This window comes from Bacteroides sp. AF39-11AC (genome assembly GCF_003474285.1).
Lineage (GTDB): Bacteria > Bacteroidota > Bacteroidia > Bacteroidales > Bacteroidaceae > Bacteroides.
This window is the reverse complement of the sequence record NZ_QROH01000004.1, coordinates 1-15,465: the sequence shown is the minus strand read 5'-3', so window position 1 is coordinate 15,465 and position 15,465 is coordinate 1. Positions and strand designations below refer to the sequence as shown.

Below are 15,465 nucleotides of genomic sequence, written 5' to 3'. Positions count from 1 at the left end.
CCTTATCGTTTGATTTTAAGCAGTTTGCAATCTTGCAATGTTTGCTTTTTCAAGTTGTTGTTTTGCGTAATCCAACGTCACAACAAAGGTATCTTTGTGTTCAGAAGGGATTTCGAACATAGCATCCATCATTATGGTCTCCACAATAGATCGCAATCCACGGGCTCCCAATTTGTATTCCACAGCCTTATCGACTATGTATTCAAAAACCTCATCTTCGAACTTCAATTCCACTTTATCCATCTCGAACAGCTTTACATACTGTTTGATAATAGAGTTCTTAGGTTCAGTCAGGATGGAGCGCAAAGCAGCACGGTCCAACGGATTAAGATAAGTCAACACCGGCAAACGACCGATGATCTCAGGTATCAAACCGAATGACTTCAAATCCTGCGGAGCGATATATTGCATCATATTGCTCTTATCAATCACCGCAGTATTACGCACTGCACTATAACCCACCACATGCGTATTCAGGCGTTGAGCTATTTTCTTCTCAATGCCATCGAATGCACCGCCGCAAATGAAAAGGATATTCTTCGTGTTCACCGGAATCATCTTTTGGTCGGGGTGTTTACGTCCACCCTGAGGCGGCACGTTCACCACTGAACCTTCCAACAATTTCAGTAAACCTTGCTGTACACCTTCTCCACTCACATCACGGGTGATGGAAGGATTATCACCCTTGCGAGCTATTTTATCAATTTCATCAATGAACACAATGCCTTGTTCTGCTTCGGGAACATTATAATCTGCCACCTGCAGCAGGCGAGTCAGAATACTTTCAATATCCTCACCTACGTATCCTGCCTCGGTAAGCACCGTGGCATCTACAATCGTAAAAGGAACATGAAGCAGTTTGGCAATAGTACGCGCCAGTAAGGTCTTTCCCGTACCAGTACTTCCTACCATAATAATGTTGGACTTTTCAATTTCCACATCATCACCGCCGTCCTTTTGCAACAGGCGCTTATAGTGATTGTATACCGACACGGAAAGGAAACGCTTGGCATCATCCTGTCCAATGACATATTGATCAAGGAATTCTTTTATTTCTAAAGGTTTCGGAAGTTCTCTCAGATTCAGTTTTGTTGTAGCGCCACCTCTTTTTGCTCCACCCAATGCCTCCTGAGTAATCTCATAGGCCTGGGTAGCACAACTGTCGCAAATGTAGCCGTTCATTCCCGTAATCAGGAATCCGACTTCATCTTCCATACGCCCACAAAAACTACACCTGTTTTTGTTTCTTTTTGAGTCTGCCATATTTATTTTTTTATCAACACTTCATCTACCATACCATACTCTTTGGCTTCCTGTGCTGTCATCCAGTAGTCACGGTCAGAGTCTGCCCAAACTTTATCAAAAGGAGTATGAGAGTGATCAGCAATGATAGTATACAGTTCTTTCTTCAGTTTTTGTATTTCACGGGCTGTGATTTCAATATCTGAAGCCTGTCCCTGTGCACCGCCCATCGGCTGATGTATCATTACACGTGAATGAGTGAGCGCCGAACGTTTACCCTCAGCACCTGCCACCAGCAACACTGCAGCCATACTTGCCGCCATACCGGTACAGATAGTTGCGACATCACTTGTAATAAACTGCATTGTATCATAAATACCTAATCCTGCATATACAGAGCCACCCGGTGAATTGATATAAATAGAGATATCTTTACCCGGATCTACCGAGTCCAGATAAAGTAACTGCGCCTGTAAAGTATTGGCGGTATAATCGTCAACTTGCGTGCCGAGGAAAATGATGCGGTCCATCATCAAGCGGGAAAAAACGTCCAACTGTGTTACATTAAGCTGACGTTCTTCCAGGATATAAGGATTTAAATACCCGGCTTGTGATTTAATCACATCGTCCAACACCAAACTATTCATACCTAAATGCTTGGTAGCGTATTTTCTAAAATCATCCATATTACTTTCTTTATTTAGGTTTAGTAAATTGAAATGCAAAGAAACAAAAAAGAACACAGAGACACAAAAAAACACAGAGTTATATACTATAAAACTCTGTGTTTCTTAATGTTTTTAAACTGTTTTCAGAATAAAAAAGCTTATTCAAACATCTTGTTGAAGTCTTCTGCAGAAATTGTTTTGTTATTCAGCTTCACCTGAGACTTCAAAGCAGAAGCCAATTTGGTTTCAACAACGCGGTTCACCAAACCTTCTACACTTTCTTTCTTCTTCAGCATTTCCTTTGCATAGTTTTCCAGAAGATCTTCGGGAACGCTCATCATACCATATTGTGCAAACTGAGCACGAGTAGCTTCCTTAGCCATATTGACTACATCTTCCTGTTCAACTTTAATATCATTTGCCTTCACCAACTGTTCCTTGATCAGGTGCCATGTAAGTTCTTCAATGCTCTTATCATAGTTGTCATCAACAAACTTTTCGTCTTTATCCTGATTGTTCATACGCATGATGCGTTTCAGCAATGCATCCGGGAATTCCAGTTTGCCAACCTTTTCCATCAACATTTTACGAGCATCGATCAGGAATTTATAATCGCTGTCTGCTACGAACTGATTAGCAATTACTTCTTTTACTTTAGCGCGGAATTCTTCTTCAGTCTTCACTACGTCTTTACCACATACCTGATCAAAGATTTCCTGAGTCAGTTCTCCTTCTACGAAACGAGTTACTTCTTCTACCTGATAGCTGAAGTTAGATTTCATTTCAGCAGCCTCTTCCTTGTCGATCTTCAACAGAGAAGACAGTTCGGCAGCATTACCTTCCCATGCAGTGTGAGGATTGAATACAAGTACATCGTTAACCTTTGCATTGGCGAAAATAGCTTTTTGCTCATCGTTCTTCATATAAGACGGCATCATTACAGCACCTTCTACCTGGATACCACCTTCTTTGGTATTGCCGTTTTCGTCCAGCTCAGCCAACAGACCTTTCAGCATATCCTTATCTTCGTAAACGTCTACTTTCTCGTACTTACCGTTACGTTGTGTATAAGCTTTCACCTGATTGTTTACCATATCTTCGGTAACATCAATCAAATAGTAGTCTACTTTATCTTTAGCGTCTACTTCAGCCTTGAATTCAGGTGCCAAAGCAATATCAAACAGGAATTCGAATTCTTCCATAGTGTCGAAGTCGATCTCCGGTTGCTTGTCTTCGTTTGGCAACGGTTCGCCGAGGATAGATACATTATTATCTTGAATATACTTATATACAGCTTCTGAAAGCGCCTTGTTCACTTCTTCGGCAATAACAGATTTACCATACATTTTCTTCACCAAGCTCATCGGAACCATACCCGGACGGAAACCCGGAACCTGAGCTTTCTGACGAAGAGTTTTCAGTGATTTATCAACTTTTTCCTGATAATCGGCTTTCTCAAGCTTTACAGTAAGCAGAGCGCTTACTTTGTCAATGTTTTGTAATGAAACGTTCATTCTGACAATTATTTATTTGATTTATACTTTGTTCCAATCTCAAATGAGGGTGCAAAATTAGCGTTATTCTTTCAATTATCAAAAAAACATAGCTGAATTATTTCTTTATAACAAAAGGAGAGAATACTTACCATTGAATGGCACCTCCTATCATTAAAAAGAAAAGTTTGCGCCCCATAAACAACAAATTGTTATTTCATAAGGCATTTATCTATAGATTCGAAAGAAAAAGCAAAAAAAATAGAAGAGAAATATTGTTAATTCGAAATAATTCAGTTTCTTTGTTGCGGAATGGTAATGCGTTAGTTTTTAGATTTTCAGTACATGGTTTTTACTTCCGTTTTTATTAAAACGCTTTTGTAAACTCTCTGTTGTTGTGATCCTTTTATTATAGTTACTGTTCCAAGAGAGTTTTATTCATTTATTTATTTTTACATTTTCATTATGAACATTTACGTAGGAAACCTTAACTACAAAGTTAGGGAATCAGACCTGCAAAAGGTCATGGAAGATTACGGTGCTGTAACCGCAGTCAAATTTATCAAAGATCGTGAAACCGGTCGTTTCAGAGGCATTGCATTTGTAGAGATGGAAGATGCAGCTGCCGCAGCTAAAGCGATTGAAGAACTCGACGGAGCTGAATATTTTGGCCGCAACATGGTAGTTAAAGAAGCAAGACCTCCGAAATACTAATATAAAGGAGAAAGAAAACAAGACCGCCTGCTCACTCTTAAAAAAGAGAACAGGCGGTCTTTGTTTTACCACTATCATTATTTCATAAAATCCTTGCGACGAAGCACAAAGCTATTACTCAGATACTTTTCACGTACGATTTTATTTTCCGCCAACTCTTCCGGCGTTCCCTGGAACAAGATTTTCCCTTCGAACAACAGATAAGCACGGTCTGTAATACTTAATGTTTCCTGTACATTATGGTCAGTGATCAGGATACCGATATTCTTATCCTTTAATTTCCATACGATTTGCTGAATATCTTCTACAGCAATCGGGTCAACTCCCGCAAAAGGTTCATCGAGCATAATAAACTTAGGGTCGATAGCAAGACAACGGGCAATCTCCGTACGACGGCGCTCACCACCCGAAAGTTGGTTACCTTTATTTTTACGCACTTTCTGCAAACGGAATTCCGCAATCAAGCTTTCCAGTTTTTCCTTCTGATATTCCAGAGGTTTATCCGTCATTTCCAGAACAGAAGCAATATTGTCTTCCACACTCATCTGGCGGAATACAGATGCTTCCTGCGCCAAATAACCAATACCAGTTTGCGCACGCTTATACACCGGATACTTCGTAATATCCAGGTCATCCAGAAAGATGCGTCCCTCATTCGGCGTAATCAGTCCCACGGTCATATAGAATGAAGTCGTCTTACCGGCACCGTTCGGTCCCAGCAAACCAACAATTTCTCCCTGCTTCACATCTATGGAAACATGGCTTACTACTGTACGTTTACCGTACTTTTTCACCAAGTCCTCGGTGCGAAGCACCATTTTGTTTTCTTCCATATTCTTTTCAGTTACAAGCTACAAAAACTACGAGCTACAAGTAGACCTACCACACAACTTCTTTTTACTTGTAGCTTGTAACCTGTAGCTCACACATTTTGCCGCAAATGTAGCAATTATCAGCTGAAAATGGGCTATATTTGCAGACAAAATAGTTAAGAGTCATGATAAAAGCACTTAAAACTGTCGGAAGATACATCATGTTGATGGGGCGTACTTTTGCCCGCCCAGAGCGTATGCGCATGTTCTTCCGCCAATACCTCAACGAGATGGGGCAACTCGGCGTGAACTCTATCGGCATTGTGTTGCTGATTTCGTTCTTCATCGGCGCTGTTATCACCATACAAATCAAACTGAACATCGAGAGCCCTTTTATGCCACGCTGGACAGTAGGTTATGTGACACGTGAAATTATGTTGCTGGAATTCTCTTCCTCCATCATGTGTCTGATATTAGCAGGAAAAGTAGGTTCCAATATAGCTTCTGAGTTGGGAACCATGCGAGTAACCCAACAAATCGACGCATTGGAAATCATGGGAGTCAATTCAGCTAATTACCTGATCCTTCCCAAGATTTGCGCCATGGTGACTACCATTCCTTTCTTGGTAACGTTCAGTATCTTTGCCGGCATTATCGGAGCCTTTGCCACGTGTTGGTTCGGTGGCATCATGTCGGCGGTAGACCTGGAATACGGTTTGCAATATATGTTCGTAGAATGGTTTATCTGGTGTGGCATCATCAAATCATTGTTCTTCGCTTTCATCATCGCCAGTGTATCAGCCTTTTTCGGTTATACCGTCGAGGGTGGTTCTATAGAGGTGGGCAAGGCCTCTACAGACTCTGTAGTATGCAGTAGCGTACTTATTTTATTTGCCGACTTAATATTAACTAAACTCTTAATGGGATGATCGAACTGAAAGGACTTTGGAAATCATTTGAAGGCAGAGATGTATTAAAGGATATCAATGCCACTTTTGAAAACGGAAAAACCAATCTCATCATCGGACAGAGTGGTTCGGGAAAAACCGTATTGATGAAATGTATCGTTGGATTGCTCACACCGGAACGGGGTGAATTATTATACGACAACCGTAATTTCCTTGCCATGGGCAAGAATGAAAAGAAAGCATTGCGCCGCGAAATGGGAATGATATTCCAAAGTGCGGCATTGTTCGACTCCATGACGGTACTGGACAATGTAATGTTTCCTTTGAACATGTTCAGTAACGATACATTCCGCGATCGTACCCGCCGTGCCATGTTCTGTCTGGATCGCGTAAATCTGGCAGAGGCAAAAGATAAATTTCCGGGTGAAATCAGTGGTGGTATGCAAAAACGTGTTGCCATCGCCCGCGCCATTGCCTTAAATCCGCAATACCTGTTCTGTGACGAACCGAACTCCGGATTAGACCCAAAGACCTCATTGGTTATCGACGAACTGGTACACGATATCACCCATGAATATAATATGACCACCCTCATCAACACCCACGACATGAACTCTGTAATGGGTATCGGTGAAAAAATTATCTATATCTACGACGGATACAAGGAGTGGGAAGGCAGTAAAGACGACATCTTCACTTCCAGTAATAAGAAACTCAACGATTTTATTTTTGCATCCGACCTCTTCCGGAAGGTAAAGGAAGTGGAAGTTCGGAATATAGAAGGATAAGATTTTAAAATTTAGCAATCTCCTATAAATAAGGCGTCCGGAAAAACATCCGGACGCCCTTTTCCTCATAAAACCAGTTAATAGAATTGACATATATCCTCACGATATACTTTGATTGCCCTTATATCTTCATGAGAAAACATGAAGAACAACTTCAATTACGGCAACAAAGATAGCCAAAAGATACTAATAAAAAATCACGGAAAACCGTTACACTCTGAATTTCCCGTAAATCAGTTCAGTGAAATCCACCCTTGTGCAACAGCCTTGACCACCATATCTATGGCATTTTTTGCTCCAAACTTACTAATAAGTCTTTTACGAAATGTTTCTACAGTATTTTCTGAAATTTTCAATAAGTCAGCAATTTCATGGGTATTCATTCCCTTGGCCACAGCCTCCAACACATCACGCTCCCGACGGGTAGGTGCATCCTTAGGCTGCAAACCTGCCGATGCAGAATTCAGTTTCTGCGAAATAGCAGCAAACCGTGGACAAGCATACGCTTCTCCCCTCAACACACAACGAATAGCTGTCATTAACTCCGCAGAGGCCGAAGATTTCAGAATTACAGCATTCACTCCGCACTGTACCAGCCTGTTAACCATCCATATTTCTTCGTGCATTGTATTCACAATAATCTTTGCCTGGTCATTCATTTCACGGATTTTAGCTATCAACTCAAATCCGGACATATCAGGAATACTGACATCCAGAATATATATATCATAATCTCGTCTTTCAATCAATTCTGCAGCTTGTAATCCGGAAGTTACAGCATCCACCACAACTACTTCCGGCATCTTATTCACCACCTTACAAATACCTTCCAGAATCAGATTATGATCATCCACTACCAATAATTCCGCCTTCACATTCTTTTCCATCGTTCGATTAGATTAATACGTTAATTTTCAAACGGGTTCCCTTCCCAGGAGAAGAGTCCAATTCAACTTCAGCACCTATGGTCTCCGCTCGCTGCCAGATAGTCCGTAAGCCGATACCCTTAGTTTTCCTGCTCATATCAAACCCTTTTCCGTCGTCTGCTACAAGTATGGAAAGGTCATTATTTTCCAGAGCTAACTCTACCTGTATACAGGCTGAGCCGGCATATTTCACAGCATTGCTCACTGCTTCCTGAACAATGCGATAACATTCGAAACTGATTGATTTAGGCACTACATTCCAATCTACACCTACCGTAGAATGATATTCCGCATGCGTACCTTCTGGCAATGATAAGTGCAAAACATAGTCAGCAAGCAGTTCATCGAGTGTAGCATACTGGAAAACCGGTGGCATCAGTTCATGAGAAAGTTTTCTCAACCTTTCCCTGGTATTATTCAATAAATCCAGCTGCTTATCCAGATCAGCTCCTTCTTCAGTAGAAATAGTGCGAATATTCATTTCAAGTGCAAGCAGATTATTGCATACATCATCATGCAATTCAGTTGCCATACGCTCCCGTTCACTCTCCAAACCATCAATGTATTTTCGCGTTAAGCGCTGCTCAGTTTCTTTCTGGAGTTCCAAGAATTCACGTTCTTTTTCACAAGCTGCATTTGCCAGCAAAGCAATCCTTGCCCGCTGACGCTGACGCGCATAAAGTGAGCCCAGCAACAAAATTCCCAGCAAAGAGATCACCGAACCTACAATAATACGGTGACGCAACATATACGTCTCCTGTTCCAACTGTTCACGCCTCAGACTTACAATCTCCAACTCCTTCTCTTTGGTCCTATACTTCACGGAATATTCGGATAACTGGTCAGTCTCTTCCGTCTGGAACACAGAATCACGAAGTGCATAAGCCTGCATCATATAATTATAAGCCAAAGACAGATTATTCACAGCCAGATAGCATTCCGACAATTTCTTGTAATGCTCATAATCACGCGCATCTTTATATCCGTTACGGAGCATATCAACTATCTTGCGATAATAAACAATAGCATCCGCATAATTCTTACTTTCCTGCAACAATGCAGCTTTTGCTTGATAATACTTGAAACGCTCTATATCAGTCTGCATCTCATGTGCCAATTTATCCAACTTCTGCAAGTACTGCATTGCCATATCCAGATTTCCATCCAACCGGTAGGCATTTACCAAATAATTATAAGCATTACATAGCTGCCTTCTGTCATTCACCTGCTCCAAAAAAGGAATAGCTTTCAGTAATGTGTCAATGCCCTCTGTACGCATTTTCTCCATTCGTACCAAGATAGCACCCAAATTAACATAGCACGTACCTATTCTCCGTTTATTATCCGTCTTCAAAGCATATTTCAAAGCTTTTTCGGAGAAGGAAATAGCATCTTCCGGTCGGTCCCAGTCACAATAAGCTGTCGCTATATTTCCATATATAAAAGCGACCGTGTTGTAATTTCCACACAATTCACACAAATGGAGCGCTTCTTCAAAGTTAGCGATACAATCCTCCAAATTCTTTTTCCGACGATAGATAGTACCCAACTGATTCAGATTTTCAATCAACATAGCTGTATCTTTATCGGCAGCAGAGCGCTCACTGGCACGAATGGTATAAACTAGGGCCGAATCGGTCTGCCCTTCGAAAAGAAAAGAACTGGCGTAATTCGTCAATATAGTGCGACACGCCTCCTCTGCCCCCGGCAAACCCTCACCGGCTGCCAACCCTTTATGAAAATAATAACGTGCAGAGTCATAGCGGGCATCCGCATTACAATAATATCCCATGTCACAGCAAGCCTGAGCTATTGTAAACCTCAATCCAGCCTTTTCAGCCAAGCCAATGGCTTTCCGTTTCAAAGCGTACCCCTGCTCGAAGTCGCCTTTAATGAAGTAACCTTCACTTACCCAGATGTAGTATTCGATAAATATTTCCGGCTTTCCACTGTCTATGGCCAGTTGATGAATGGAATCGGCGTATGAAAGAAGTAAATCAGGATCTTCTTCTGTCTGATAAAGGAGTTTACAGACCTTGACATAGCTATCCAGGTTTCTGTTTTGGGCTGCCTCTTGTTGCAATGCACGTAAATCCGACTTGCCCTCTGCCCACAGCACACCTATGGAGAGGAGCAAGCAGCATCCCAATGCCCACCTGTAACGTTTCATCTAATCCTTTTTTTATGTTGTCAGAGCAAAAATAAATATTATATTCATATTAACCTATTTTTTATTTACATTTTCCTGATAAGCAACAAAAAAACCGCCTGATTTATAACTAAATCGGGCGGTTTCATACCAATATCTCAGTAATCGGTTTATCTACTTCTGACGGATATAAATATTTATCGGAGTTCCTGTCAGGTTCCACTTTTCACGCATCTTGTTTTCTAGGAAACGTTTATATGGCTCTTTCACGTACTGCGGCAGATTAGCGAAGTAAACAAAAGAAGGCACCTGTGTATTCGGCAACTGCGTAATATATTTAATCTTGATATACTTACCTTTGGTTGCAGGAGGCGGATATGCCTCAATCAGCGGCAGCATTTCCTCGTTCAAACGGGCAGTCGGAATACGCGTCATACGGTTATCGTATACACTGCGTGCTTCCTCCAGCACCTTCAGGATACGTTGTTTTGTCAATGCCGAACCGAAGATGATAGGGAAGTCAACGAATGGAGCAAAACGGCTACGGATTGCATCTTCAAAAGTCTTCATCACTTTCACAGTCTTATCCTGTACCAAATCCCACTTATTCACTACTACCACCAGACCTTTGGCATTCTTCTGTATCAGTGAGAATATATTCAAGTCCTGGCTTTCAACGCCACGCGTAGCATCCAACATCAGAATACACACATCCGCATTTTCAATGGAACGGATGGAACGGATTACAGAATAATATTCCAGATCCTCATTCACCTTATTCTTTTTACGGATACCGGCAGTATCTACCAGATAGAAATCAAATCCAAACTTATTATAACGGGTATAGATAGAGTCACGTGTTGTACCGGCAATCTCCGTTACAATGTTACGTTCTTCTCCGATAAAGGCATTCACGATAGAAGATTTACCAGCATTCGGGCGTCCTACCACAGCAAAGCGGGGAATATCCTCATCCAGAATCTCATCCGTATCCTTTTTAAATGTACCCACAATCAAGTCCATCATATCCCCCGTACCGCTGCCCGTCATAGCCGAGATGCAGTAAGGATCACCCAGACCCAACTTATAAAATTCGGGAGCATTGTATTGTAATTCCCCATTATCAGTCTTATTGGCAATCAGTAACACCGGCTTTTGAGTCCGGCGCAAAATGGCTGCTACCTGCATATCGAGGTCAGTTACCCCATTCATCACATCTACTACAAACAATATAACGTCTGCTTCATCCACAGCCATCAGTACCTGCTTGCGTATTTCCTCTTCAAAGATATCGTCAGAGTTCACCACCCATCCGCCGGTATCTACCACGGAGAACTCTTTCCCCAGCCATTCGGACTTACCATACTGGCGATCTCGTGTTGTTCCTGCTTCTTCGTTCACAATTGCCTGACGTGTTTTGGTCAAGCGATTAAATAAAGTAGACTTTCCCACATTGGGGCGTCCTACGATTGCAACTAAATTTCCCATAGTTCACTCTTCTTGTTTTTGCGACTATCACAGTCGTATGAATACTCTAATCCAGTTGATAGCCAAAATTGCGCAACTCTTTATCCGAACTACGCCAATCCTTATCCACCTTCACAAATGTCTCCAGGAAAATCGTTTTTCCGAAGAACCTCTCTAAATCACGGCGTGCTTCAGTGGCCACTTTTTTCAGTGCTTTACCTTGCTTGCCGATAATAATTCCTTTCTGCGAATCGCGCTCCACATAAATCACAGCGCTGATATGTATCTTCTTCGCATCCTCCTTAAACTGTTCCACCACTACCTCTACCGAATAAGGTATCTCCTTGTCGTAGTACAACAAAATTTTCTCCCGGATAATCTCATTTACAAAGAAACGGGCCGGCTTGTCCGTCCACTGGTCCTTATCGAAGTAAGGCGGTGAATCTGGCAACAGTTCTTTCACCCGCTTCATCACATAGTCTACATTGAACTTTGTCGTTGCAGAAATCGGAATAATCTCCGCATTGGGCAATAATGCTTTCCAAGCTTCCACAAGTTCCACCAGTTTCTCCTGATTCGACAAATCAATCTTGTTGATAAGGAGCAACACCGGTATTTCCATGTGTGCCACCTTCTCCACAAACTCATTATGCTTATCGGGTGTCTCAACCACATCTGTTACATATAGCAAAACATCCGCATCTGTCAGAGCCGAAGTAGAGAAATTCAGCATAGACTCCTGCAACTTATACTGCGGCTTCAGCACTCCCGGAGTATCCGAGAATACAATCTGCATATCATCCGTATTATAGATCCCCATGATACGGTGACGGGTTGTCTGCGCCTTGAAAGTAGCAATCGAAATCCGCTCGCCCACCAAGGCGTTCATCAATGTAGATTTACCCACATTCGGATTTCCCACGATGTTTACAAAACCAGCTTTATGCATCACATTCCTGTATTTTAGTTGAGACAAAAAAACGCATCGAATCGAAGTAGGATGCGTTTTTTTAGTTTATATGTTTAGTAACCGTAATTCGTAATCCGTGTGATTATACAGTTACTCTTTCTTTCCGTCGTATCCCCACTTCACGTAAACGGCTCCCCAAGTAAACCCTGCACCGAATGCTGTAAAGATCAGGTTATCACCTTTTTTCAGTTTATCCTCGAAGTCCCACAGACAGAGCGGAAGCGTACCGGCACTTGTATTACCATAATGCTCGATATTAATCATTACTTTCTCATGAGGAACCTCCAGGCGATGAGCTACTGCATCGATAATACGCAGATTTGCCTGGTGAGGGATAATCCAGTCAATATTCTCTTTGGTGAGATTGTTTCTTTCCGCAATGGCAGCACAAGCATCCGACATGTTCGATACGGCATATTTGAATACTGTACGGCCTTCCTGATAAATGAAGTGCATATGGTTATCCACTGTAAAATAAGAAGGAGGGCATACAGAGCCACCTGCTTTCATATGCAAGAAAGGTAATCCTTTACCGTCTGTTCTCAAGATAGCGTCCATGACGCCTACATCTTCCGTAGTAGGTTCCATCATAACCGCAGCTGCACCATCACCGAAAATCGGGCAAGTAGCACGCTCTGTGTAATCTACCATAGACGACATTTTGTCAGCGCCCACTAAAATGATCTTCTTATATCTTCCCGAGCGGATAAAGTTAGCCCCTGTTTCCAACAGATACAGAAAACCGCTGCAAGCAGCCTGCAAGTCAAAAGCAAAAGCATGTTTTAAACCGAGCTTATCACATAAGATAGAAGCTGTAGAAGGGAAGTGATAATCAGGAGTAGTAGTAGCTACAATCACCAGATCGATATCATCAGGATCAGAACCAGTACGCTGCATCAACTGCTTTGCAGCCTTGCGAGCCATGTACGAAGTGCCCAGTCCCTCCTCGTTCAGGATATGTCTCTCCTTTACTCCGATACGGGTCATAATCCATTCGTCGTTGGTATCCACCATTCTTGATATCTCTTCATTCGTCAAGATATAATCGGGTACATATCCGCCGACTCCTGTAATTACTGCATTTATTTTTTCCATTAATCCTGCTTAAAGTTAATAAATACCTAAACAACGGTAGTCTAAAAAGGTTTGTGTGTTACAAATCTTTTTAGACATCCGGCATTCAAGTATATTCTTCATCAGGCTGCAAATTAAACAGCAGCTTCTTTCTCGATAGCAAGCTTGCCTCTGTAATATCCGCAAGCACCACACACAGTGTGATATACATGCCATTCGCCACAGTTCGGGCAAATAGCCAATGTAGGAGCTACTGCTTTATCATGAGTTCTTCTCTTTGCAGTTCTTGTTTTAGACTGTCTTCTCTTAGGATGTGCCATTTTTCTTAATCTTTAATTGTTATCTAATATTTTCTTTAATTCATTCCAACGCGGATCAATCTGTGTTTCCTCCGCATCACCCTCCGGCATAGCGTCTTCACCTTCGATAAAGATTTCATCTTCCGCATCATCTTCATCTGCTTTTGTGCGCAGGTGCTTATGCAATTTGCTGCTGACCGCCTTATTACATTTTCCAGGAGCATGTACATGCTTCATCGGAATTGCCAACGCAACAAATTCATACATGAACCATGCCACATTGATTTCCCCTTCTTCTTCAGGAATCACAATGAGGTTATCACCTTCTTCAGCATACTCATGACCAAACTTTACCATCAGTTTATCTGTAGAACTAACCGGTTGTTCCATATCGTCCAGGCAGCGGTCACATGGCACCCACACCATACCCTCCGTCTGGAAGTTGAATTCGAAAGCACGAGATGTTTTCTTTACAACCAATGTAACATTAACTTTGCCCTTCTGTACTTCCGGTCCATCAATGTTAGCGAAAAAAAGGTTATCCAGTACAAACTCATACTTACAAGAGTCTGCCTGCATGCCTTTCAAATCTATTTTGTATTTATCAAACTTTCCCAAAGCTTCTTTTATTTATTCGGGCGACAAAGATACAAATAATTATCCTCATAATGTATAAATTAGCCACGAAATATTCATTTTTTAAGCTCTATTCTGAATATCGTCCCTTTATTGATCTCCGATTGCTTTACAAAAATACGCCCTGAATGATATTCCACCACAATCCGGCGTGCCAATGACAAGCCCAGTCCCCACCCTCTTTTTTTGGTGGTATAACCGGGAGCAAACACAGTTTCAAAATTCCGTTTGTCAATTCCCTTTCCCGTATCAGCCACATCAATATGCCAAAATCTTGACGTTTCCTGTACCGAAATAGTCAAAGTTCCAACTCCTCCCATTGCATCAATCGCATTCTTACACAGATTCTCTATCACCCATTCAAACAAAGCAACATTCAGCCTTACAGGCGGAAGTAAATCCGGCAAATGGGTAATGATCTTTACCTTATCCGAAGTACGATGGGCAATATAATCCGTCACCCGTTCCAGCAGAGCTTTCAAGTCCGCCTCTTCCAACTCCGGAACAGAACCTATCTTCGAGAAACGATTGGCAATCATCTGCAAGCGCTCCACATCTTCTGCCATGGCAGGAATCAGGTCATCCTGCGGATATTGCGTCTTCAACAGTTCCGTCCATGCCATTAATGAAGAAATAGGGGTTCCCAACTGATGGGCTGTTTCTTTAGATAATCCCACCCATACCTTATTTTGTTCTGCTTTTTTAGAGCTCAACAGAGCAAAAATAGCAATCAAAACAAAGATTAGTACCACTGTCAACTGTACATAAGGATAAACAGCCAGCCGGGTGAGCATCAGGGAAGGACCATAATACACATTCAGATAGTCACCACCACCATTCAAGTCGATACGGATGCAATTCCCTTCATGGCTGAAGTGATTCAGTTTTTTTTTCAGCGAAGCGATTGTATCGGTTGGAGATAGTTCAATATTCCTGTAAGTCTGTACATCTTCATTCTGATCCACAACAATTACCGGAATCGTATGATTGGCATTCAGGACTTTCAGCACCATAGTCAAATCCGTATTTCCATCAGCGGTTTGGAGATTCTTCATTGCTTCGGCCCACACTTCCATACGCACCCGTTCTTCAGCAGATAAATCGCTTATCAGAGAATGGGAAACATACAGGGAAGAGATAGCTATAATCACAGCAATCAATATCAACCAGAACTTTATAGGACGGATTTGCTTTAGCATATATAAATAAGGTGTAAACTTACAGTATATAAACGAAAAAACAAAGAGAATATTATCTGGACAGGGGTATAAATACAAAAAGCCCCCATATCGTTAGATATGGAGGCTTTCCTCTAAAAA

The 15,465-nt window shown here is 41.8% G+C and carries 15 protein-coding genes; 3 read left to right on the top strand and 12 right to left on the bottom strand.

Annotated features, from left to right (window positions below):
- Window positions 1-15 precede the first annotated feature (15 nt).
- The 3 genes from clpX to tig form a co-directional block, all read right to left on the bottom strand.
- On the bottom strand, window positions 16-1,263 hold the full coding sequence (clpX, locus tag DW036_RS08695; RefSeq protein ID WP_118463275.1) for an ATP-dependent Clp protease ATP-binding subunit ClpX: 1,248 nt from the start codon (window positions 1,261-1,263) through the stop codon (window positions 16-18).
- A gap of 2 nt (window positions 1,264-1,265) precedes the next feature.
- Complete coding sequence (gene clpP, locus DW036_RS08690) at window positions 1,266-1,928, bottom strand: ATP-dependent Clp endopeptidase proteolytic subunit ClpP (RefSeq protein WP_007659551.1); 663 nt, start codon at window positions 1,926-1,928, stop codon at window positions 1,266-1,268.
- A gap of 140 nt (window positions 1,929-2,068) precedes the next feature.
- Window positions 2,069-3,424 carry a trigger factor gene (gene tig, locus DW036_RS08685; RefSeq protein WP_118463272.1) on the bottom strand — a complete coding sequence of 452 codons (1,356 nt, stop codon included), beginning with the start codon at window positions 3,422-3,424 and terminating at the stop codon, window positions 2,069-2,071.
- Between the two features lie 444 nt (window positions 3,425-3,868).
- Here tig and DW036_RS08680 point away from each other — a divergent pair, with 444 nt between their 5' ends.
- Window positions 3,869-4,117 (top strand): RNA-binding protein, encoded by a 249-nt coding sequence (locus tag DW036_RS08680; protein ID WP_007210212.1) that lies wholly within the window; start codon window positions 3,869-3,871, stop codon window positions 4,115-4,117.
- A 77-nt stretch (window positions 4,118-4,194) separates the two neighbouring features.
- Here DW036_RS08680 and lptB read toward each other — a convergent pair whose 3' ends face one another.
- The gene (gene lptB / locus DW036_RS08675) at window positions 4,195-4,950 is read right to left on the bottom strand and encodes an LPS export ABC transporter ATP-binding protein (protein WP_118463269.1); all 756 of its coding nucleotides are present in this window, start codon (window positions 4,948-4,950) and stop codon (window positions 4,195-4,197) included.
- 164 nt (window positions 4,951-5,114) lie between these two features.
- On the opposite strand from lptB, the gene DW036_RS08670 reads away from it, so the two are divergent.
- On the top strand, window positions 5,115-5,858 hold the full coding sequence (locus tag DW036_RS08670; protein ID WP_007659548.1) for an ABC transporter permease: 744 nt from the start codon (window positions 5,115-5,117) through the stop codon (window positions 5,856-5,858).
- On the top strand, window positions 5,855-6,625 hold the full coding sequence (locus tag DW036_RS08665; protein ID WP_118223480.1) for an ABC transporter ATP-binding protein: 771 nt from the start codon (window positions 5,855-5,857) through the stop codon (window positions 6,623-6,625). Before DW036_RS08670 ends, DW036_RS08665 begins: the two co-directional genes overlap by 4 nt.
- A 233-nt stretch (window positions 6,626-6,858) precedes the next feature.
- Here DW036_RS08665 and DW036_RS08660 read toward each other — a convergent pair whose 3' ends face one another.
- From DW036_RS08660 to DW036_RS08625, 8 genes are all read right to left on the bottom strand, one after another.
- Window positions 6,859-7,512 (bottom strand): response regulator transcription factor, encoded by a 654-nt coding sequence (locus DW036_RS08660; RefSeq protein ID WP_118463266.1) that lies wholly within the window; start codon window positions 7,510-7,512, stop codon window positions 6,859-6,861.
- A 7-nt stretch (window positions 7,513-7,519) separates the two neighbouring features.
- A complete protein-coding gene (locus DW036_RS08655) occupies window positions 7,520-9,721 on the bottom strand; it encodes a tetratricopeptide repeat-containing sensor histidine kinase (protein ID WP_118463263.1) in 2,202 nt (733 codons plus the stop codon).
- Between the two features lie 153 nt (window positions 9,722-9,874).
- Window positions 9,875-11,188, bottom strand: coding sequence for a ribosome biogenesis GTPase Der (der, locus tag DW036_RS08650; RefSeq protein WP_007659544.1), 1,314 nt, complete (start codon window positions 11,186-11,188; stop codon window positions 9,875-9,877).
- Between the two features lie 46 nt (window positions 11,189-11,234).
- Window positions 11,235-12,116, bottom strand: coding sequence for a GTPase Era (gene era / locus DW036_RS08645; protein WP_007659543.1), 882 nt, complete (start codon window positions 12,114-12,116; stop codon window positions 11,235-11,237).
- Between the two features lie 111 nt (window positions 12,117-12,227).
- Complete coding sequence (locus tag DW036_RS08640) at window positions 12,228-13,232, bottom strand: beta-ketoacyl-ACP synthase III (protein ID WP_118463260.1); 1,005 nt, start codon at window positions 13,230-13,232, stop codon at window positions 12,228-12,230.
- Between the two features lie 113 nt (window positions 13,233-13,345).
- Window positions 13,346-13,531, bottom strand: a complete 186-nt coding sequence (rpmF, locus tag DW036_RS08635; RefSeq protein WP_002562387.1) for a 50S ribosomal protein L32 — start codon at window positions 13,529-13,531, stop codon at window positions 13,346-13,348.
- A 12-nt stretch (window positions 13,532-13,543) separates the two neighbouring features.
- A complete protein-coding gene (locus DW036_RS08630) occupies window positions 13,544-14,128 on the bottom strand; it encodes a DUF177 domain-containing protein (RefSeq protein ID WP_118463257.1) in 585 nt (194 codons plus the stop codon).
- Window positions 14,129-14,202: 74 nt separating this feature from the next.
- On the bottom strand, window positions 14,203-15,345 hold the full coding sequence (locus tag DW036_RS08625; RefSeq protein WP_118463254.1) for a HAMP domain-containing sensor histidine kinase: 1,143 nt from the start codon (window positions 15,343-15,345) through the stop codon (window positions 14,203-14,205).
- Window positions 15,346-15,465 lie beyond the last annotated feature (120 nt).